Source organism: Antarctobacter heliothermus, from assembly GCF_002237555.1.
Classification (GTDB): Bacteria; Pseudomonadota; Alphaproteobacteria; order Rhodobacterales; family Rhodobacteraceae; genus Antarctobacter; species Antarctobacter heliothermus_B.
The window spans coordinates 2,179,713-2,198,172 of record NZ_CP022540.1; the positions used below are offsets into that span (position 1 = coordinate 2,179,713).

16 protein-coding genes are annotated in these 18,460 nt (G+C 62.3%); 7 read left to right on the forward strand and 9 right to left on the reverse strand.

From position 1 onward, the window contains the following. Positions 1 to 16: 16 nt before the first annotated feature. Both ANTHELSMS3_RS10365 and ANTHELSMS3_RS10370 read right to left on the reverse strand, forming a co-directional pair. Positions 17 to 721 carry a GNAT family N-acetyltransferase gene (locus ANTHELSMS3_RS10365; protein WP_094034801.1) on the reverse strand — a complete coding sequence of 235 codons (705 nt, stop codon included), beginning with the start codon at positions 719 to 721 and terminating at the stop codon, positions 17 to 19. Between the two features lie 3 nt (positions 722 to 724). Beyond that, positions 725 to 2,116, reverse strand: coding sequence for an aminotransferase family protein (locus ANTHELSMS3_RS10370; RefSeq protein ID WP_094034802.1), 1,392 nt, complete (start codon positions 2,114 to 2,116; stop codon positions 725 to 727). A gap of 368 nt (positions 2,117 to 2,484) precedes the next feature. On the opposite strand from ANTHELSMS3_RS10370, the gene ANTHELSMS3_RS10375 reads away from it, so the two are divergent. The 3 genes from ANTHELSMS3_RS10375 (at position 2,485) to ANTHELSMS3_RS10385 (ending at position 5,679) form a co-directional block, all read left to right on the forward strand. After that, positions 2,485 to 3,483, forward strand: a complete 999-nt coding sequence (locus ANTHELSMS3_RS10375) for a taurine ABC transporter substrate-binding protein (protein ID WP_094034803.1) — start codon at positions 2,485 to 2,487, stop codon at positions 3,481 to 3,483. 127 nt (positions 3,484 to 3,610) lie between these two features. Next, positions 3,611 to 4,417 carry an ATP-binding cassette domain-containing protein gene (locus ANTHELSMS3_RS10380; protein ID WP_094034804.1) on the forward strand — a complete coding sequence of 269 codons (807 nt, stop codon included), beginning with the start codon at positions 3,611 to 3,613 and terminating at the stop codon, positions 4,415 to 4,417. Continuing rightward, positions 4,414 to 5,679, forward strand: a complete 1,266-nt coding sequence (locus ANTHELSMS3_RS10385) for an ABC transporter permease (RefSeq protein WP_094034805.1) — start codon at positions 4,414 to 4,416, stop codon at positions 5,677 to 5,679. Before ANTHELSMS3_RS10380 ends, ANTHELSMS3_RS10385 begins: the two co-directional genes overlap by 4 nt. Positions 5,680 to 5,804: 125 nt before the next feature. On the opposite strand, the gene ANTHELSMS3_RS10390 is transcribed toward ANTHELSMS3_RS10385, so the two are convergent. Then, positions 5,805 to 6,680, reverse strand: a complete 876-nt coding sequence (locus tag ANTHELSMS3_RS10390) for a zinc-ribbon domain-containing protein (RefSeq protein ID WP_094034806.1) — start codon at positions 6,678 to 6,680, stop codon at positions 5,805 to 5,807. Positions 6,681 to 6,865: 185 nt separating this feature from the next. On the opposite strand from ANTHELSMS3_RS10390, the gene ANTHELSMS3_RS10395 reads away from it, so the two are divergent. Genes ANTHELSMS3_RS10395 through ANTHELSMS3_RS10410 form a run of 4 tightly spaced genes read left to right on the forward strand, consistent with a single transcriptional unit; the run spans position 6,866 to position 9,759 of the window. Next, a complete protein-coding gene (locus ANTHELSMS3_RS10395) occupies positions 6,866 to 7,543 on the forward strand; it encodes a cell division ATP-binding protein FtsE (protein ID WP_094034807.1) in 678 nt (225 codons plus the stop codon). Between the two features lie 5 nt (positions 7,544 to 7,548). Next, positions 7,549 to 8,445, forward strand: coding sequence for a cell division protein FtsX (locus ANTHELSMS3_RS10400; RefSeq protein ID WP_094037049.1), 897 nt, complete (start codon positions 7,549 to 7,551; stop codon positions 8,443 to 8,445). Beyond that, the gene (locus ANTHELSMS3_RS10405; protein WP_198319922.1) at positions 8,445 to 9,167 is read left to right on the forward strand and encodes a lysophospholipid acyltransferase family protein; all 723 of its coding nucleotides are present in this window, start codon (positions 8,445 to 8,447) and stop codon (positions 9,165 to 9,167) included. The genes ANTHELSMS3_RS10400 and ANTHELSMS3_RS10405 overlap by 1 nt, the downstream gene beginning before the upstream one ends. Further along, positions 9,154 to 9,759, forward strand: a complete 606-nt coding sequence (locus tag ANTHELSMS3_RS10410) for a pyridoxamine 5'-phosphate oxidase family protein (protein ID WP_094034808.1) — start codon at positions 9,154 to 9,156, stop codon at positions 9,757 to 9,759. Before ANTHELSMS3_RS10405 ends, ANTHELSMS3_RS10410 begins: the two co-directional genes overlap by 14 nt. Before the next feature lie 4 nt (positions 9,760 to 9,763). Here ANTHELSMS3_RS10410 and ANTHELSMS3_RS10415 read toward each other — a convergent pair whose 3' ends face one another. The 6 genes from ANTHELSMS3_RS10415 to ANTHELSMS3_RS10440 all read right to left on the reverse strand — a co-directional run bounded on the left by ANTHELSMS3_RS10415 (position 9,764) and on the right by ANTHELSMS3_RS10440 (position 18,047). After that, positions 9,764 to 10,291 (reverse strand): hypothetical protein, encoded by a 528-nt coding sequence (locus ANTHELSMS3_RS10415; RefSeq protein ID WP_094034809.1) that lies wholly within the window; start codon positions 10,289 to 10,291, stop codon positions 9,764 to 9,766. A 148-nt stretch (positions 10,292 to 10,439) separates the two neighbouring features. Then, a complete protein-coding gene (lpdA, locus tag ANTHELSMS3_RS10420) occupies positions 10,440 to 11,834 on the reverse strand; it encodes a dihydrolipoyl dehydrogenase (protein WP_094034810.1) in 1,395 nt (464 codons plus the stop codon). 117 nt (positions 11,835 to 11,951) lie between these two features. Then, a complete protein-coding gene (locus ANTHELSMS3_RS10425; RefSeq protein WP_094034811.1) occupies positions 11,952 to 12,362 on the reverse strand; it encodes an MAPEG family protein in 411 nt (136 codons plus the stop codon). Between the two features lie 64 nt (positions 12,363 to 12,426). Further along, positions 12,427 to 13,425: a glycosyltransferase family 2 protein gene (locus ANTHELSMS3_RS10430; RefSeq protein ID WP_094034812.1), complete on the reverse strand. Its 999-nt coding sequence runs from the start codon at positions 13,423 to 13,425 to the stop codon at positions 12,427 to 12,429. A 103-nt stretch (positions 13,426 to 13,528) separates the two neighbouring features. Beyond that, the gene (gene odhB / locus ANTHELSMS3_RS10435; protein WP_094034813.1) at positions 13,529 to 15,073 is read right to left on the reverse strand and encodes a 2-oxoglutarate dehydrogenase complex dihydrolipoyllysine-residue succinyltransferase; all 1,545 of its coding nucleotides are present in this window, start codon (positions 15,071 to 15,073) and stop codon (positions 13,529 to 13,531) included. 1 nt (position 15,074) lies between these two features. Then, entirely contained in the window at positions 15,075 to 18,047 is a 2,973-nt protein-coding gene (locus ANTHELSMS3_RS10440) for a 2-oxoglutarate dehydrogenase E1 component (protein WP_094034814.1), read from the reverse strand. Between the last annotated feature and the right edge of the window lie 413 nt (positions 18,048 to 18,460).

Here is an 18,460-nt window from a genome sequence, read left to right on the forward strand (position 1 = left end):
GGTGTATTGTCCCGCTTCAGGGCTTTGCGGAGGCGATCAGCGCGCTTAGGGATTGCCGCTGTTGGCCCTGCGCGTCGAAATTCTCAGGCTTCAGCCAAATCTCAAATCCTTGGCGCAGGGCGGGCCATTCGCCGTCGAGGATCGAATACCACGCCGTATCGCGGTTGCGTCCCTTGTAGACCAGCGCCTGTCGAAAGATGCCCTCAAAGGAGAACCCCAACCGCAGGGCGGCGCGGCGTGATGGCGCATTCAGCGCGTCGCATTTCCACTCGTAGCGGCGATAGCCGAGATCCTCAAAAACGTGGCGCATCAGCAAGAATTGCACCTCAGTCGCGGCGCGGGTGCCCTGCAATGCCGGGGAGAAATGGATGAAGCCCACTTCGATCGATGCGGCCTGTGGATTGATCCGGAGCAGCGACAGAAAGCCAACGGCGCGGCCCTGAACAAGGACGGTATAGAACTGCGGGTCACGGCTGGCGGCCTTGCCTGCGGTCCAGTCCCGCGCATGTTGGCGGTCGTCAAAGGGCGTTTCCTCACCCAGATAGGTCCAGCCGGAGGGATCGGAAAAGGCGTTAAAGAACCCATCGGCATGGTCGACCGATAGCGGTTCCAGCGTCGCATACCGACCTTCCAGCGCCTGATGCGGGGGGTGCGGGCGGGGCAAGGGCAGATCGACGAACAGCCCTATGGGCTGTCCGTACTGGTTCAAACGGTGGTCCATCCCTCAGCCGAAAACGCGGCCAAGCGCACCATCGACCGCCGAGAGGATCTCATCGATATCATCCTTGGTGGCGATCAACGCAGGAGAGAAACACAGCGTGTTGTTGCGGCCGGGCACCGAGCGGTTGGTGGCACCGATGATGACGCCCTGCGCCATGCAGTCGCCAACGACGGCCTGCACCTGCGCCTCTGCAACCGGGTCTTTGGTGCTCCGGTCCGACACCAGTTCGGCACCCAGAAACAGACCCTTGCCGCGCACGTCGCCGATCACCGCATGACGGTCGGCCAGCGCGCCCAGTTGGTCCAGCATGTAGTCGCCCATGGCCACAGTGTTGCCCAGTAGGTTCTCATCCTCGATGATGGCCATGTTCTCAATCGCCGCCGCCGGACCGGCGGTGCACCCGCCAAAGGTGGAAATGTCGCGGAAGTAGTTCAGCGGGTCGCTGGCATCGTCCTTGAACAGCTCAAACACCCGTTCAGAGGTCACGCAGCAGGCAATCGCCGCATAGCCCGATGCCACGCCCTTGGCCATGGTCACAAAATCAGGCTCGATCCCATAGTGCTGATAGCCGAACCAGGTGCCGGTGCGACCCACGCCGCACACCACCTCGTCAATGTGCAAAAGAATGTCGTACTTGCGGCAAATCTCTTGCACCTTCTGCCAATACCCATCCGGCGCGGCGATCACACCACCGCCCGCCGTCACCGGCTCTAGGCACAATGCGCCCACGGTGTCCGGTCCTTCGGCAAGGATCACCTGTTCGATCTGCTCTGCCGCCCACAGGCCATAGTTCTCGTCTGGCGCGCCGTCCTGTTCGTGCTTGCGATACTCAAGGCAATGCGGCACGCGCACGAAACCGGGCGTGTAGGGGCCGTATTGCGCGTTACGCTCTTCCTGACCGCCTGCGGACAGGCAGGCAATGGTGGTGCCGTGATAGTCGCGGTCACGGTAAAGGATCTTGTGCTTCTTGCCGCCGTACCGCTTGTGCGCGATCTGGCGCACCATCTTGAACGCCTTCTCATTCGCTTCGGAGCCAGAGTTGCAATAATAGACCCGCGTCAGGCCGGGCATCTTTCTGATCAGCTTTTCAGAAAACAGCGCGCCCGGCACCGACCCGGCAGAGCCTGCGAAATAGTTCATACGCAGCAGTTGGTCGTAAACGGCCTTGGCGATCCGCTCACGCCCGTAGCCGACATTGACCGTCCAGACCCCGCCCGACACGGCATCCAGATGTTCCTTGCCCGCCTGATTCCAGACGCGCATGCCCTTGCCTTCGACGATGATGTTCGGGTCCTTGCTCTCAAACCCTTTGTGCTGAATCAGATGATGCCAGACATGGGCCTTGTCAGCCTCGACAACATGGCTGAGGTCGTTCTTGGAATAGGTGCCGTCCATACTGTTGTTCTCCTTGGACCGTCGCGCGGTTTGTGTAGGGATGCTACCACATGGGCCAGTTTTATGGGCAGCCGTTAGGTCCAGAATTTCCATGCATATAAGTCCACAGTTGCGGAGATTCGCCGAACCCTCAATGGCCACGACGTGCGTTTCCAAACATTTTCAGAACGATAGATAGATTTGGCTTTCTGGAAAGGAACAACTGCTGCGACGAAATCCGGGCAAACAGTGGGAAAAACCGTTGATCCGTTGCCTGTTTTCCGGTCCGAATTGGCCAGAGCGCCCGGCACGAGGCGCCGCCAAGCGCGCGACTCCGTGCGTAAGGACCAATCCGCCGACGTCGCGGACAGACAACAGGGAGACGAACTATGATGATCAAATCAACGCTCATGGGGGCCGCAGCGGCTATGGCCGTGCTGGCCGGAACCTCAGCCGTGTCGGCCCAAGAGATCACCGTGGGCTATTTCCTCGAATGGCCGATGCCGTTCCAGTACGCCAAGGCGACCGGCATGTATGATGAGGCGATGGGCGTCACCATCAACTGGGTCAGCTTTGACACGGGTACGGCCATGTCGGCGGCGATGGCCTCTGGCGATGTGCAACTCAGCGTGTCGCAGGGCGTGCCGCCCTTCGTGGTGGCCACCAGCGCCGGGCAGGATCTGCAAATCCTCGATGTGGCGGTCACCTATTCCGAAAACGATAACTGCGTCGTGCTCGAGGCGTTGGAGATCGACAAGGATTCGGCGATCGAGTTGGAAGGCAAGAAAGTCGCCGTGCCTCTGGGCACGGCCGCGCACTACGGTTTCCTCAAGCAGATGAGCCATTTCGGCGTCGATATCGGCACGATGGAAGTTGTTGACATGGCCCCGCCCGATGGCGCGGCTGCGCTTGCGCAAGGATCCGTGGACATGGCTTGCGGCTGGGGCGGTTCGCTGCGTCGTATGATGGAACATGGCAACATCCTGCTGACCGGCGCCGAAAAGGAAGAGCTGGGCATTCTGGTCTTTGACGTCACCTCTGGCCCGGCCGGTTGGGTCGCGGAAAACTCTGACGTGGTCACGGCCTTCCTCCAAGTCACCGCTGAGGCGAATGCCATGTGGGCGGATGAGGCAAACCACGACACGATGCTGCCGGTGATCGCCAAAGACGCGGGCATGGATCCGGATGCCACATTGGCGACCATCTCGACCTTTGGCTTCCCGACTGTCGAAGAGCAACTCTCTGCCAAGTGGCTGGGCGGCGGTGCTCAGGAGTTCATGAAGGGCGTCGCGGATGTCTTTGTCGAGGCAGGTTCCATTGATGCCGCGCTGGATAGCTACGTCGACAACGTGAATGTCGATCCGTTGACAGCCGCAAACGGCATGTAAGCGACCACTGGCCCGGGGCATCCGCAAGGGATGTCGCGGGCCTACAGGTTCTCTGTGTCGAACCTGACGAAAGGTGTCTCTGGGCACCTTTCCCCCTCCTGTAACATCCAGTGAAAGACCGGAGGCCATGAGCGGACTAACCATCGAAAAGATCTCCATGCGGTTCGACCTGCCCAACGGATCCTCCGTTCAGGCGCTCAAGGACGTGTCGCTGCAACTCGCCGAGGGTGAGTTGCTCAGCGTGCTGGGCCCATCGGGCTGCGGCAAGACCACCCTATTGAACATCGTCGCGGGCTTTCTGGCCCCCACCGACGGCACCATCACCCTCAACGGTCACCGTGTGAAAGGCCCCGATGCCGAACGCGGCATGGTGTTCCAACAAGGCGCGCTGTTTGAATGGATGAGCGTGCGGGAAAACGTCAGTTTCGGCCCCCGGATGGCGGGCAAACGCGAACGCGACTGGGGCGAACACGTCGATCACCTGCTGGATGTGGTTGGTCTGCGCGACTTCAAGGAAAAGGCGGTCTACGAACTGTCGGGCGGCATGCAGCAGCGCGTCGCGCTGGCCCGCTGTCTGGCCAATGACCCGGACGTGATCCTGATGGACGAACCGCTGGGCGCGCTGGACGCGCTGACCCGCGAAAAGATGCAGGGGCTGGTGCTGAAGCTCTGGAAAGAGACTGGCAAGACCATCATCCTGATCACCCACTCGGTCGAAGAGGCGCTGCTGTTGGGCGAACGCCTACTTGTCATGGCGCCGCGTCCGGGCCGCATCCACCGTGAATACCGTCTGCCCTTTGCCGACATGGGCGTGAATGCTGACCTGAGAGAGGTCAAGAAACACCCCGATTTCAGTCAAAAACGCGAAGAGATCCTGAGCATGATCTGGGACATGGAAGAGGAAATTATGGGCCGCACGGAGGAAAGTGCATGATCGTCTTTGCCATCTATATCGCGATCTTTGTCGTCTCTTTCTTTGTGGTCAAATTTGTCGTCCACCGGGCGGCAACCGATTTCACTTCGCTCAAGACAGTGACCTTTGGCGACGAAAGCGCGGTCAAGCCGAACCGGATCGCCAGCGTGATCTCCGTTCTGTCGATCTTTCTGCTTTGGGGGGCCTTTACAGGCTCGTCACTTGTACCGGGGTTCCTGCACGCGCCGGGTCCGTTTGTCGGTGATGCGACCTTTACCTATACCGCGCAGGCAGAGGGACAGACCCCCGACGATGCCACAGTGACGGTCCGCGTCTTTGAGGTCGGGACAGAGGTCGATGATCCGGTCGTCGACCCCGGCGACGGCTGGGCCAAGAATGATGTCGACACCGTCGGCGCATGGCGATCTGGCCTGATTCGGGTGGACAACAACGACGAATTTGGCCGCGACGAAGGGCACACTGTCATTGCCATCAATGGCGAACCCATCTCGCCCGGACAGTCCGTCCATACGAAATTTGGCCGGGTCGGCATGTCACCCAAGGGAACGCTGAACTTTGAACCCGCAAAAGGCTGGCAGATGGAGCCGATCTGGCTGCCCGCGCCAGAGGCGGTCTGGGTCCGTGTCGGTGAGATCGCCTCTGAAGGCTATCGCAGTTTCACCTTGCTGGAGCACCTTGGCTATTCGCTGTTTCGTGTCGTGGTGGGCTTTGTATTCGGGGCGCTGGTGGGCATCCCGCTGGGTTATGCCATGGGCCTGTCGAACTGGTTTCGCGGCTGGTTCGATCCGATTGTCGAATTCATGCGTCCGGTGCCGCCGCTGGCGCTGATCCCGCTGGTGATCATCTGGGCGGGCATCGGCGAAGTGGGCAAGATCATCTTGTTGTTTCTGGCCGCGCTGTGGATCATGGCCATTGCCGCCCGCGCCGGGGTGTCGGGCGTCGCGATTTCCAAGGTGCACGCGGCCTATTCTCTGGGCGCATCCAAGTTCCAGATCATGCGCCATGTCATCATGCCCAATTCGCTGCCAGAGATCTTTACCGGCGCACGGGTTGCGATGGGGGTCTGTTGGGGCACCGTGGTGGCCGCAGAACTGGTCGCGGCGGAAAAAGGCGCAGGCATGATGATCATGGTGGCGTCAAAGTTCCAGCAGACCGACATCGTTCTGATGGGTATCATCCTGATTGGTGTGATCGGCTTTGGCATCGATATTCTGATGCGTATGGCGGAAAAGGCCCTGGTGCCGTGGAAAGGCCGGATCTGACGGTTAGCGGTGTCGGGGCGGGACGCCGTTAAGGCGCCCGCCCCGCCCACCATCCTGCAGAGCGCGCCTTTGGCGCGTTTCTTGCGTTTCGGGCCCGCGCGCCCGGCGCGCGGTCATTTGGTGGCTTAGTTGGCGGGGTCCGGGACAGCAGCGTCGGGGACCGCGGCCTCGGAACTCATCTGGTCAAGCTGCGACAGCAGGGCCTTGACCTGCCCGTCCAACCAGACGCGTCCCTTGTCCACCGTCGCGACATAAGTGTCGAGGTAGGGGGCCGCTTGCGGCATTTGCTGCGACAGTTTCGGCGCGCTGACATAAATCGCCACGCCGATCACTGCCAGCAACACGACCAGCATAAAGCCGCGGGCAAAGGGATTGCCGGTTTGGCGCGGCGCGCCGTGGGACGGCGTTCCGGCCTCGCGGTCGATCACGCGCGGCTCAGACGATGCGCGCAGAGTCTGGTTGATTTCGTCCACATCGGGCAGCAATTCGCGCCGCGATGCTGCGGCTGCGGCCACGGCGGCAGCCTGAAGTTCGGCATCGGCCGCTGCGGGGGGCGGAATGGAACGCCCTGCGCCTTGGGCGATCTCTTCGCCCTTTATCTGCGCCATCCGTTCGCGGCTTTCGCGAGTGCGGCGCGCCTTTTCATCCTCAGCCGGGGGTTCAAGTCCCAGATCCGGCTGCGTTTCCAGCCCCTCGGCCGCGCGTTGGCGCGCTTCGAATTCGCGCTCTTCGCGGAACAACTCGGCCATCTCCGGGTCGATGCTTTTCTTGGGGCTGCGCAATTCTGTTTCGGGCGGACCCGGATCAGGTGATTCCGGTATCGGGTCGGGCATCGTTTCGGGCATCGGCGCAGGTTCTGAAGGCGCTGCCGATCCGGGCGACACTCGTTTTTGAAACCAGGTATGCCCACAGTTCGAGCATTGTACGTCGCGGCCCGCTTCCGGGATCACTTCGACGGGCACGTCATATTGAGCGCCGCAATTTGGGCAAACCAGCCGCATTCCGTCCCGATCCCCTGTCTATTCCTGCATGTGTCGACTATTGCGGTGCCTCGTCGGGCGACCGCCTGAACCTTAAGCTGCCCGTTTCGGCGGGAAAAGTCCAATTCTGTGGCCCACGCGTTGCAACAGCGCGATAGCTCGGGCAAAACTGCGTTCTGAACGCCAATCATAAAGGCAGACCCCCTGTGATCGAGCTGGACAATGTGGCCTATTCCTACAGCGGAGCGGCGCTGTTTTCGGGCCTGTCCCTGCAGCTGGCGCCCGGATCCTTTCATTTCCTGACCGGCCCGTCAGGATCGGGTAAGACAACCTTCCTGAAACTCTGTTACGGCGCGCTGCGGGCGACAGAGGGGCGGGTGTCGATCTTTGACACCGATGTCGCGGACATGGACCGCGACGCGGTGGCCTTTGCCCGCCGCCGCATCGGCGTGGTGCATCAGGACTGCCAGTTCCTTGACCATCTGCCGCTGGCAGAAAATGTGGCGCTGCCATTGACCGTGACCGGACAGGCGACGGTCGATCAGGTGGACAACCTGCGCGAACTGCTGACATGGGTCGGATTGACGGCCAAGGCCGAGGCGCTGCCGCCGGAACTGTCGGGGGGCGAACGTCAGCGCGCCGCGCTGGCCCGCGCGTTGATTCTCAGCCCGGATGTGATTTTGGCGGATGAGCCCACCGGCAACGTCGACTGGGAGATGTCGCAACGCCTGCTGCGCCTGCTGGTCGAGTTGAACAAGATGGGCAAGACGGTGATGATTGCCACCCATGACCTGATGCTGATACGCGCCGCCAAAAGTCTGGTGCCCGCGCGCATCCTGCGCATCGCGGGTGGCACGCTGCAATCGGCGGGGGCGGACCTGTGATCGCGATGCTGGACCGGTTCAAAGGGCTGATCGCCCGTGACGCAGGCGCGGACCGCGTGGTGCCACCTGCCGGGTTCACCGTACGCCTGACGCTGTTCACCGCCGCCGCCATGGCCTTTCTGACGGTCTTCGCACTGGCCCTCAGCCTTGCCGCCGGGCGACTGGCAACCTCTTGGGGCGAGGAATTGGCCCGCGCCTCAACCATCCGCATTTCCGCGCCCGAGGGGCAACTGGCGGCACAAACCACCACCGTCCTGCGCGTGCTCGAACAGACACCGGGGATCGACTCGGCCCGTGCGCTGACGGCGGATGAACAACGCGCGCTGTTAGAGCCGTGGTTTGGCCCCGACCTGCCGCTGGAAAGCCTGCCGATGCCACAGATCGTCGAGGTGCAAGAGGCATCGGGCGGCTATGATGCCGACGGCCTGCGTCTGCGTCTGCAGGCAGAGGCACCGGGTGCTGTGCTGGATGAACACAACCGCTGGCGTAGGCCGCTGGTGACGGCGGCGGGTCGCTTGCGCTTGTTGGGCTGGGCGGCGATCGTGCTCATCGGCGCGGCCACCGGCGCGATGGTCACGCTGGCCGCCCATGCCGCACTTGCCGCCAACGCGCAGGTCATCGCCGTGTTGCGGTTGGTCGGGGCCACCGATGGTTATATTGCAGGCGCCTTTGTGCGCCGCTTTACCCTGCGCACGCTGACCGGGGCGGCGGTGGGCACGTTGGTTGGTGTGGCCGCACTGCTGCTGATGCCCTCCGCCGGGGACACGGGCGGTATCCTGACCGGCCTGCGCTTTAGCGGGTTTCAATGGCTCTGGCCGCTGCTCGTGCCATTTCTGGCCGCTGCCGTGGCCTTTCTGGCCACCGAACTGGCCGCACGCCGTGTCTTGGGGGAATTGGCCTGATGCGTTGGGTGATGTCGTTTCTTTTCGTTGTTCAAATGTACGGCATGATGGCGATCATGGGCATCGTCTTCCTGCCGTGGGCATTGATCTCAAAACAGGGCGCCCGCGCGGCCTGCAAGACCTACTGCCGCTGGGTGCGCTTTACCGCGCGCTGGATGGTGGGCCTGCGGACAGAGGTCCGAGGCCCGATCCCGCGCGATGAGGTGCTGATCGCTGCCAAACACCAAAGCTTTCTGGACATCATCCTGATCTTTGGTGCGATCCCGGCGGGCAAGTTCATCATGAAACGCGAACTGATGTGGGCACCGGTCATTGGCCAATACGCCCTGCGCATCGGATGCGTGCCTGTGGCGCGCGGTAAGCGCGGACAAGCCATCGCCAAGATGCTGAGCGATGTGGATCGCGGTGCAGCTGATCCGGGCCAGCTGATCATCTACCCCCAAGGCACCCGCATCGCGCCCGGTGTCAAAGCCCCGTATAAAGTTGGCACCGCGTTGCTCTATGAACAGACGGGCCAGCCCTGCGTCCCGGCGGCCACCAACGTGGGCCTGTTCTGGCCGCGCAAGGGGATCTACCGCAAATCGGGCCTTGCCGTGGTTGAGTTCCTGCCCAGAATCGAACCGGGGCTGGGCCGCGATGCTTTTCTGGCGCGCCTCCAGAATGAGGTGGAAACCGCGTCCAATGCACTGATGAAAGAGGCCGGATTCGATGCGCAGACTTGAAACACAGGACGATCTGCACGCGCTGTACGGCGCACCGGTTCCTGCGGCGATGAGCAAGGTCGCCACCCGTCTGACCCCGCTTTATCGCCAATGGATCGAGGGCGCGCGCTTTGGCGTGCTGTCGACCGCCGGACCAGACGGCGTGCATGGCTCGCCCCGTGGCGACAATGGCCCGCTGGTGCGGGTCGCGGATGAAACGACGCTGATGATGCCGGACTGGTGGGGCAACAACCGGCTAGATTGCCTGCGCGACATCGTGCAGGACGGGCGCGCGGCGCTGCTGTTTCTGGTGCCGGGAACCAACACCACGGTGCGCGTCAATGGCCGCGCCTTCCTGACCGATGATGCGGACCTGCGCCGCAGCTTCGCCAAAGGCGACAAGCAGCCTGCCACCGTCATCGTGATTGAGGTGGCAGAGGTCTATACTCAATGCGCCAAGGCGCTGATGCGCTCGGCCCTCTGGACCTGCGGAGACATCTCAAAAGGCCTGCCCACGACCGGAGAGATCATCGCCGACATGACAAACGGCGCATATGGCGGCAAGGACTATGACCGCACCTACCCGGAATACGCCAAGCCCAAGATGTGGTAGCCGCTCAGCCCGGCGGGTCGGGATAAAAAAGCGTCAAGGAACTGCCCGCGCCGTCTTCCATCTCGGGATAGGCGAAAAACACCACGCCGCGCCGCTCGGGTGACATCGCCTCACCACGCATCCAGCCGCGTGAGATGGTGCCGTCGCCTAGGGTCACGCTGGGATCAAACGCCAGATCGGGAAAGCTGTCCAAAACGATCGGTTCAATCCGCGCCGCCAGTTTTTCCGCGTCAACGCGGCTCAGCGCATTGGGATCGTGGGTTTTGAGGTCGCATTTTGCGTCCGGTATCTCTAGAAAACTGGCCGACACCGGGTCCACCCACAGGCGCGTGTTGTCAAATGACCGGACCGGAACCACTTTCTGATAGGGCGGTTCCGTCCGCGCCTCCCCAAACGCCTGCCGCACGCAGACCTCTTCGAACAGGGTCGCAATCCGCTGGTCTCGGGACGGCGGACCAAATATCAGCCCTCCGGCCATGTATCCGACAGATCCGCCAACGACGAGGATGGCACCCATGATGGTCCTGTTCACACTGACCCCCGCCCATCATCCGATCTGTCCAAAAAGCGGGCGGCAGTCCTGAAAACAACCTCCGCCCGCAGCTTCTTCTCTGGAAAAATACACCCACGGGGGTGCGGGGGTGTGAAACCCCCGCTCTGTCCCCGCCAGCTACGCAGGCTTACATGTGGATCGCGCCGTCGCCACAGGCCAGCGCCGCCTCACGCACCGCCTCCGAGAAGGTCGGGTGCGCGTGGCAGGTCAGCGCGATGTCCTCGGCAGAGGCCCCGAACTCCATGCCGACACAGATCTCATGGATCAGATCGCCTGCCGCCGGGCCGATGATGTGACAGCCAAGGATCCGATCCGTGTCCTTGTCCGCCAGCAGCTTGACGAACCCGTCGCCCTGGAACACTGCCTTGGCGCGACCGTTGCCCATGAACGAGAACTTGCCAACCTTGTAGTTGACGCCCTCTTCCTTCAGCTGCTCTTCGGTCTTGCCGACAGAGGCCACCTCGGGCGTGGTGTAGATCACACCGGGGATCACGCCATAGTTGACGTGGCCATGTTTGCCCGCGATCACCTCGGCGGCGGCCATGCCTTCATCCTCGGCCTTGTGGGCCAGCATCGGGCCGTCAATGGCGTCCCCGATGGCATAAACGCCGGGCACGTTGGTGCGCCACTGGGCGTCGGTCTTGATCTGGCCGCGCGGGCTTGTCTCGACCCCCAGCGCGTCCAGTCCCAGCCCGTCGGTGTAGGGCTTGCGGCCCGTTGCCACCAACACCACATCCGCGTCCACGGTGTGTTCACTGTCGTCCTTGCGCAACTTGTAAGTCACCTTGGCCTTGGTCTTCAGCGTTTCGACCTTCGACACCGCCGCCCCAAGGGTGAACTCCAGCCCCTGCTTCTTGAGGATCTTCAGCAGACCTTTCTGCACGTCCGAATCCATCCCCGGCGTGATCTGGTCGAGGTATTCGATCACATGCACCTCGGTCCCCAGACGCTTGTAAACAGACCCCAGCTCCAGCCCGATCACACCGGCTCCGATCACCACCATCTTTTTCGGCACCTTCGGCAGGTCCAGCGCCCCGGTCGAGGTCACGACGATCTTTTCGTCAATCGTCACCTCGGCACCCGGCACCGATGACGGCTCGGACCCAGAGGCGATGATGATGTTCTTGGCCTCATGGACCTCATCGCCGACCTTGACCTTGCCCGCCTCGGGGATCGAGGCCCAGCCCTTGATCCAGTCGACCTTGTTCTTCTTCAACAGGAACTCGACGCCCTTGGTGTTCTGGTCCACCACGTCCTGCTTGTACGCCTTCATCTGGTCCCAATCGACCGAAGGCGACTTGCCCTTCAGGCCCATCTTGACGAAATTGTGCTCTGCCTCGTGCAGCGAATGGGTCGCGTGCAGCATCGCCTTGGACGGAATGCAGCCGATGTTCAGGCAGGTGCCGCCAAGGGTCTCACGCCCTTCGACGCAGGCGGTTTTCAGACCCAGCTGGGCGGCGCGGATCGCGGCCACATAGCCGCCGGGGCCAGAACCGATAACGATCAGGTCATAGTTTGCCATGAAGTTTTCCTTTCATTGTCAGCGGGGCAGGGGCGCGCTGCCCCCAGACTGCCTGCGGCAGCCGTCCCCGTTATGCGTGCAGCCCCGGAGGGGCCGGTGTTGGTACGGGCAGGGGGCTCATATCAGGGCCACCAGCAGCAAGAGCGCGGTGGCACCAAAGCCCACCAGCCAGATGACTGATCGCCACGGCGTCCAGCCGAAATAATACGCTGGAACGTACAGCACACGCGCCAGCAGGTAGAGGAACGACAGCAGTGCGGTGATCCCGGTGCCCTGATCCGAAAAGGTAATCACGAAGACTGCGATCGAAAACAGGATCAACCCCTCAAAGTGATTGTTCAGGGCCCGCAACAGCCGCGCGGTTTTCGGCGACAGTTGATCCTCCAGCGCGCCACCCAGCCTTGCACGGTCACGCGGGCTCATGGTCTTGCGTGGGCCCACCTCCATGTTGGCGGGCACCGCCATCAGCACAAATTGCACAACCTGCAACAGCGCGGCGAGGGTGAGGGCCGTCAGTTCAGGGGTCATCGCGCGCCCCCGTCCCGGGCGTGACCCAGGACCTCAAGGCTGGTTTCGTGTGTCGTCGAGGAGGTCATGCCTTTGCCTTTCCACGGGTCCACGCCGCCCGGTTTCCCGGCGTCAACAGACGCCCGCGAGTGGCAATGAACCAGTCCTGACAGACCTGTTCGGCCTTGGCGATAGCTGGATTGGCGCGCCACGCGGCCAATGTCTCGCGCAGGGCGGGCACGCGATCCGCCAGTCGGCGGTCCTCAACATCGTTGCGGTTCGCCGTTCGGTGCCAACTGCTGTTCAGGTGGTATTTGGTGTCGCCCTGCTTGCCCTGACCATCGCCCCGATCGCTCTTCATCAGGAAACAATCCTGCGCGCGAACGGCATAGTGATACAACTGCGCGCTGCGGGTTGACGCCGCGATCTCATGAGGGCGAAATCGGGCGGATTTCCTTTGAAACAAAGACGCGTTGGACAGCGGCGCACCATCTGCAGTCAGGACTTGCGGGTCATCCACCAGCGGTTCCAACGGGTTGTGATCGGTGGCCCGGGCAAAGCTGGCCACACGAAAGAGACATTTGAACTTGGTCACACCCGGCTCCGGCGCAGGCTCGGCCCGGGTATTGGCCTCTGTCACCAGATCGCCGGGCGTCCAGTCCGTCACGTCGCTATCGCCAAACATGCGCCACGGGATCGGAACCACATCCGCCCCTTCGGTGCGCGCCAGCAGATCGGTCAAAGAGCCTTGGCGCAAAGCCAGAAATTCGTCGCTGTCGATGTGCAGGACGTGGGTGATGCCCCTGTCGCGGGCATGGCGCAGGACAAGGTCCATACCGCTGTCCTGCGGCGCGGCACCCTCGGGCACGTCCTGCGTGATATGGGTGACAAGCCCTTTGGCCGCCAACGCATCCAGCAGCCTGTCAGAGCCATCGGTGATGTCATTCGTCACCACGATCACCTCATCAAAGCTAAGCGAGCGGTGATGCGCCAGCCATTCCATGAGGAAGATACCTTCGTTGCGCATGCAAGAAGCAAGGGCGATGCGCCGCGAAAAGGACGTTTTGTCTTGGGCATCGCTCATGAGGGACAGGCGCAATTCAGTGAGATGGGGAAGGTGCGCACTGACCGCGCACCTCTTCGATAGGTAGGTGTAGGCCGGGCTTCAGCCCGGCCTTTGAGGTGGATTACAGATCCATCAGTAACCGGCGCGGATCTTCCAGCGCCTCTTTGACCCGCACAAGGAAGGTCACGGCACCTTTGCCGTCGACGATGCGGTGATCGTAGGACAGGGCCAGATACATCATCGGGCGGATCTTGATCTCACCGTTGATGACCATCGGGCGGTCTTGGATCTTGTGCATGCCAAGGATACCCGACTGCGGCGGGTTCAGGATCGGCGAGGACATCAGCGAGCCGTACACACCACCGTTCGAGATGGTAAAGGTTCCGCCCTGCATTTCCGCCATCGACAGCTTGCCGTCACGGGCGCGCTTGCCCTTTTCGGCAATCGCTTTTTCGATCTCGGCAAAGGACATCTGGTCAGCGTCACGGATGACCGGAACCACCAGACCCTGCGGCGTACCTGCCGCGATGCCCATGTGCACAAAGTTCTTGTAGACGATGTCGGTGCCGTCGATCTCGGCGTTGACCTCGGGCACCTCCCTCAGGGCGTGGCAGCAGGCTTTGGTGAAAAAGGACATGAAGCCCAGTTTGACGCCATGCTTCTTCTCGAACAGATCCTTGTACTCTTTGCGCAGGGTCATGACCTCGGTCATGTCCACCTCGTTGTAGGTGGTCAGGATCGCGGCGGCGTTCTGCGCGTCTTTCAGGCGGCGCGCGATGGTCTGGCGCAGGCGGGTCATCTTGACCCGCTCTTCCCGCGCGGCGTCATCGGCAGGCACCGGCGCGCGCGGCGCGGCGGCGGCCGGGGCCGCAGCCTTGGGCGCGGCGCTTGCAGCGGCCACGGCGGCGGCGACATCGGATTTGGTCGCGCGGCCATCGCGGCCGGTCCCGGTCACGGCGTCGCGCGTGACGCCAGCCTCTGCCATCGCCTTTTCGGCGGCGGGGCCGTCCTTGATGTCCTTACCCGGACCACCGTCACCGGCAGGCGGAGTGGTGTACTGCTCGCCGCCAGCAGCTTCGGCCTTGGCCGCCGGAGCAGCGGCACCCGCACCCGAGGACAGAACCGCCAGCTTGGCGTCGGCCTGCACGGTGTCGCCCTCGTTGGCGATGATCTCGGTCAGCGTACCTGCGGCGGGGGCGGGCACCTCGACCGACACCTTGTCGGTTTCCAGCTCACACAGCATCTCATCCTGCGCGACGGTATCCCCGACCTTCTTGAACCATGTCGAGACGGTCGCCTCTGTCACAGATTCGCCCAGCGTGGGTACCATGACATCGACGCTGGACCCGCCGGCATCGGCCGTGTCCTTGGGCGCGTCGGCAGAGGCGTCCTTTGCCTTGGCCTTGGGGGCGGCAGCCGATCCGCTGTCCCCTTCGGAGATATTGGCCAGCAGGGCATCCACGCCCACCGTCTCGCCCTCTGCGGCGACAATGTCCGACAGGGTGCCGGCAATGGGCGAGGGCACCTCGACCGTGACCTTGTCGGTCTCCAGTTCGCAGAGCATCTCATCCACTGCCACGGCATCGCCTGGCTTCTTGAACCAGGTTGCGACGGTGGCTTCGGTCACCGATTCCCCAAGCGTGGGAACGCGTACTTCGGTCATGATCTCAGTTTCCTTCCATCGTCAGCGCTTCGTTCACGAGCGCCTCTTGCTGTGCTTTGTGCTGGCTGGCCAGACCCGTCGCAGGGCTGGCCGATGTGGCGCGGCCCACATAACGCGGGCGCGGGTGGTCGGCCTTGATACGGCCAAGGACCCATTCGATATTGGGTTCGATAAAGCTCCATGCGCCCTGGTTCTTGGGCTCTTCCTGACACCAGAGCATTTCTGCGCCCTTGAACCGTTCCAGTTCCTTCACAAGGCTGATCGCCGGGAAGGGATAGAACTGTTCGACCCGCAGCAAATAGATGTCGTCGATGCCGCGCGCGTCGCGTTCCTCCAGCAGGTCGTAATAGACCTTGCCCGAACACATCACCACGCGCTTGATCTTGTCGTCAGCCACCAGCTTGGTGTCGCTCTCGCCCGATTCCGCGCTGTCCCACAACACGCGGTGGAACGACGATCCGCCGGTGAAATCCTTGGCGGTCGACACGCACAATTTATGCCGCAGCAGCGACTTGGGCGTCATCAGGATCAGCGGCTTGCGGAAGGTCCGGTGCAGCTGGCGGCGCATGATGTGGAAATAGTTGGCGGGCGTCGAACAGTTCGCCACGATCCAGTTGTCCTGACCGCAGGCCTGCAGGAACCGCTCCAGCCGCGCTGAGGAGTGTTCCGGCCCCTGACCCTCAAACCCGTGCGGCAGCAGGCAGACAAGGCCCGACATCCGCAACCATTTCGATTCACCCGAAGAGATGAACTGGTCGAACATGATCTGCGCACCGTTGGCAAAGTCACCAAACTGCGCCTCCCAAAGGGTCAGCGCGTTGGGCTCTGCCAGCGAATAGCCGTATTCAAAACCCAGCACCGCATATTCCGACAGCGCACTGTCGATCACCTCAAAACGGGCCTGCCCCTCGCGGATATTGTTGAGAGGATAGTACCGCTCTTCGGTCTCTTGGTTGATAAAGGCCGAATGCCGCTGCGAGAACGTGCCGCGCGTGCTGTCCTGACCGGACAGACGCACCGGATACCCTTCGAGCTGCAGCGACCCAAAGGCCAGCGACTCGGCAGTGGCCCAGTCAAACCCTTCGCCGGTCTCGAACATCTTGGCGCGGGTATCGATCAGGCGGCCCACGGTGCGGTGGATCGGAAAGCCGTCCGGCACCCGTGTCAGCGCATTGCCGATGTCCTTCATCGCCTCTTTGGACAATGAGGTTTTGCCGCGCTGGTATTTGCCCTCTTTCTGCTTGTCCAGATGGGACCAACGGCCATCCAGCCAGTCCGCCTTGTTGGGGCGATAGACTTTGCCGGCCTCGAATTCCTCGTTCAGCTGCGCCTGAAACGAGGCCTTCATGTCCTCGATCTCGCCCTCGGGGATCAACCCGTCCTTGACCAGACGTTCGGTGTACAAGGTCAGCGTGGTCTTATGCTTCTTGATCTTGTTGTACATCATCGGGTTGGTGAACATGGGCTCATCGCCCTCGTTGTGACCAAACCGGCGGTAGCAGAAGATATCCAGCACCACGTCCTTGCCAAACTTCTGGCGGAACTCGGTCGCAACCTTGGCGGCATGCACCACGGCCTCCGGGTCATCGCCGTTGACGTGGAAAATCGGCGCCTCGACCACCAGCGCATTGTCGGTGGGATAGGGCGAGGACCGCGAAAAGTGCGGCGCGGTGGTAAAGCCGATCTGGTTGTTCACCACGATATGCATGGTGCCGCCGGTGCGGTGGCCGCGCAGACCCGACAGGGCGAAACATTCCGCCACAACACCCTGACCGGCAAAGGCCGCGTCGCCGTGCAGCAGGATCGGCATGACCTGTGTGCGGTTCGTGTCGTTTAGCTGGTCCTGTTTGGCGCGGACCTTGCCCAGAACGACCGGGTTCACCGCCTCCAGGTGGCTGGGGTTGGCGGTCAGTGACAGGTGTACGTTATTGCCGTCAAACTCTCGGTCCGATGAGGCACCAAGGTGGTACTTCACGTCGCCCGACCCATCGACATCCTCAGGCTTAAAGCTGCCGCCCTGAAATTCGTTGAAGATTGCCTTGTAGGGTTTGTTCATGACGTTCGCCAGAACAGACAAGCGGCCCCGGTGGGGCATCCCGATGATGATTTCCTTGATGCCAAGGTTGCCACCGCGCTTGATGATCTGTTCCATCGCGGGGATCAGGCTTTCGCCGCCATCAAGGCCGAACCGCTTGGTTCCCATGTATTTCACATGCAGGAACTTCTCGAACCCTTCGGCCTCGACCATCTTGTTCAGGATTGCCTTGCGGCCTTCGCGGGTGAATTTGACCTCTTTGCCAAAGCCCTCGATCCGCTCTTTCAGCCAGCTTGCCTGCTCAGGGTCGGAAATATGCATGTACTGCAGGGCAAAGGTGCCGCAATAGGTGCGCCGGATGATCGAGAGGATCTCACGCAGGCTTGCGATCTGCAGGCCCAGCACGTTGTCGATAAAGATCGGCCGGTCCATGTCGGCCTCGGTAAAGCCATAGGACTTCGGGTCCAACTCCGGGTGGTTCGAGGTGTCACGCAGGCCCAGCGGGTCCAGATCGGCGGCCAGATGGCCCCGGATGCGGAACGCGCGGATGATCATCAACGCGCGGATGCTGTCCAGAACGGCGCGCTGGATCGCCTCGTCACTGACGGTGACGCCCTTGGCCTCGGCCTTGTCCTTGATCTTTTTGGCGGCGCCTTTGGCCTCTGCCGGAACGGCGGGCATCGGCCATTCGCCAGTCAGCGCGCCGGTCAGATCATCGTCAGGCTGCGGCGGCCAGTCTTTGCGCGCCCAACTGGGGCCCTGCGCCTCTTTCTGCACGTCCATGTCGGCGTCGCCAAGCTGGCTGAAAAACGCGGCCCATGCGTCATCGACTGCGTTCGGATCGGCCGCATAGCGGGCATACATCTGTTCAAGGTATTCCGCGTTGTGCCCCTGCATGAAACTAGAGGCGTGAAACAGGTCGTTGGGGCTTTGGTCGGTCATAAAGGCACCTCATTAGGGTTGGGACCGTCTGTGTTGGGACCGGGGTGAGAGGGCAGGAGACGTCCTGCGGCGAGGAACAGGGCGCGGTCGGTCGCATTTTCAGGCAGGAGCGGGGTGGCTGGCCGGGCAGTCGCGTGACTGGCACGCCTTGCCATGATCGGGGGCCGAACATCGGTGGGCAAGTTTTCCAGCACAACAAGGTTACGGCACCGGGTGATCCCTGTGCCTCCGCGTCTTGCGGCTTTTGGCCGATGTTTGGCGCGACGTGCCATCTGGTCCTCGTGTGTGCCCCGGGCCGTGCCCCGTGGCTTTCTGCGTGTTACCCGGTCCGGGAAAAGACCGGGCCGGGAAAGGGAGCTTTTGCCTCCCCGCTTTGTGCCAATTCGCCCACCGGCCAAATGTTCCGGCGGCGG

Coding starts and splice junctions, on each gene's coding strand:
- ANTHELSMS3_RS10365 (WP_094034801.1), bottom strand. CDS start 721: ATGGACCACCGTTTGAACCAGTACGGACAGCCCATAGGGCTGTTCGTC.
- ANTHELSMS3_RS10370 (WP_094034802.1), bottom strand. CDS start 2,116: ATGGACGGCACCTATTCCAAGAACGACCTCAGCCATGTTGTCGAGGCT.
- ANTHELSMS3_RS10375 (WP_094034803.1), top strand. CDS start 2,485: ATGATGATCAAATCAACGCTCATGGGGGCCGCAGCGGCTATGGCCGTG.
- ANTHELSMS3_RS10380 (WP_094034804.1), top strand. CDS start 3,611: ATGAGCGGACTAACCATCGAAAAGATCTCCATGCGGTTCGACCTGCCC.
- ANTHELSMS3_RS10385 (WP_094034805.1), top strand. CDS start 4,414: ATGATCGTCTTTGCCATCTATATCGCGATCTTTGTCGTCTCTTTCTTT.
- ANTHELSMS3_RS10390 (WP_094034806.1), bottom strand. CDS start 6,680: ATGCGGCTGGTTTGCCCAAATTGCGGCGCTCAATATGACGTGCCCGTC.
- ANTHELSMS3_RS10400 (WP_094037049.1), top strand. CDS start 7,549: ATGCTGGACCGGTTCAAAGGGCTGATCGCCCGTGACGCAGGCGCGGAC.
- ANTHELSMS3_RS10405 (WP_198319922.1), top strand. CDS start 8,445: ATGCGTTGGGTGATGTCGTTTCTTTTCGTTGTTCAAATGTACGGCATG.
- ANTHELSMS3_RS10410 (WP_094034808.1), top strand. CDS start 9,154: ATGCGCAGACTTGAAACACAGGACGATCTGCACGCGCTGTACGGCGCA.
- lpdA (WP_094034810.1), bottom strand. CDS start 11,834: ATGGCAAACTATGACCTGATCGTTATCGGTTCTGGCCCCGGCGGCTAT.
- ANTHELSMS3_RS10425 (WP_094034811.1), bottom strand. CDS start 12,362: ATGACCCCTGAACTGACGGCCCTCACCCTCGCCGCGCTGTTGCAGGTT.
- ANTHELSMS3_RS10430 (WP_094034812.1), bottom strand. CDS start 13,425: ATGAGCGATGCCCAAGACAAAACGTCCTTTTCGCGGCGCATCGCCCTT.
- ANTHELSMS3_RS10440 (WP_094034814.1), bottom strand. CDS start 18,047: ATGACCGACCAAAGCCCCAACGACCTGTTTCACGCCTCTAGTTTCATG.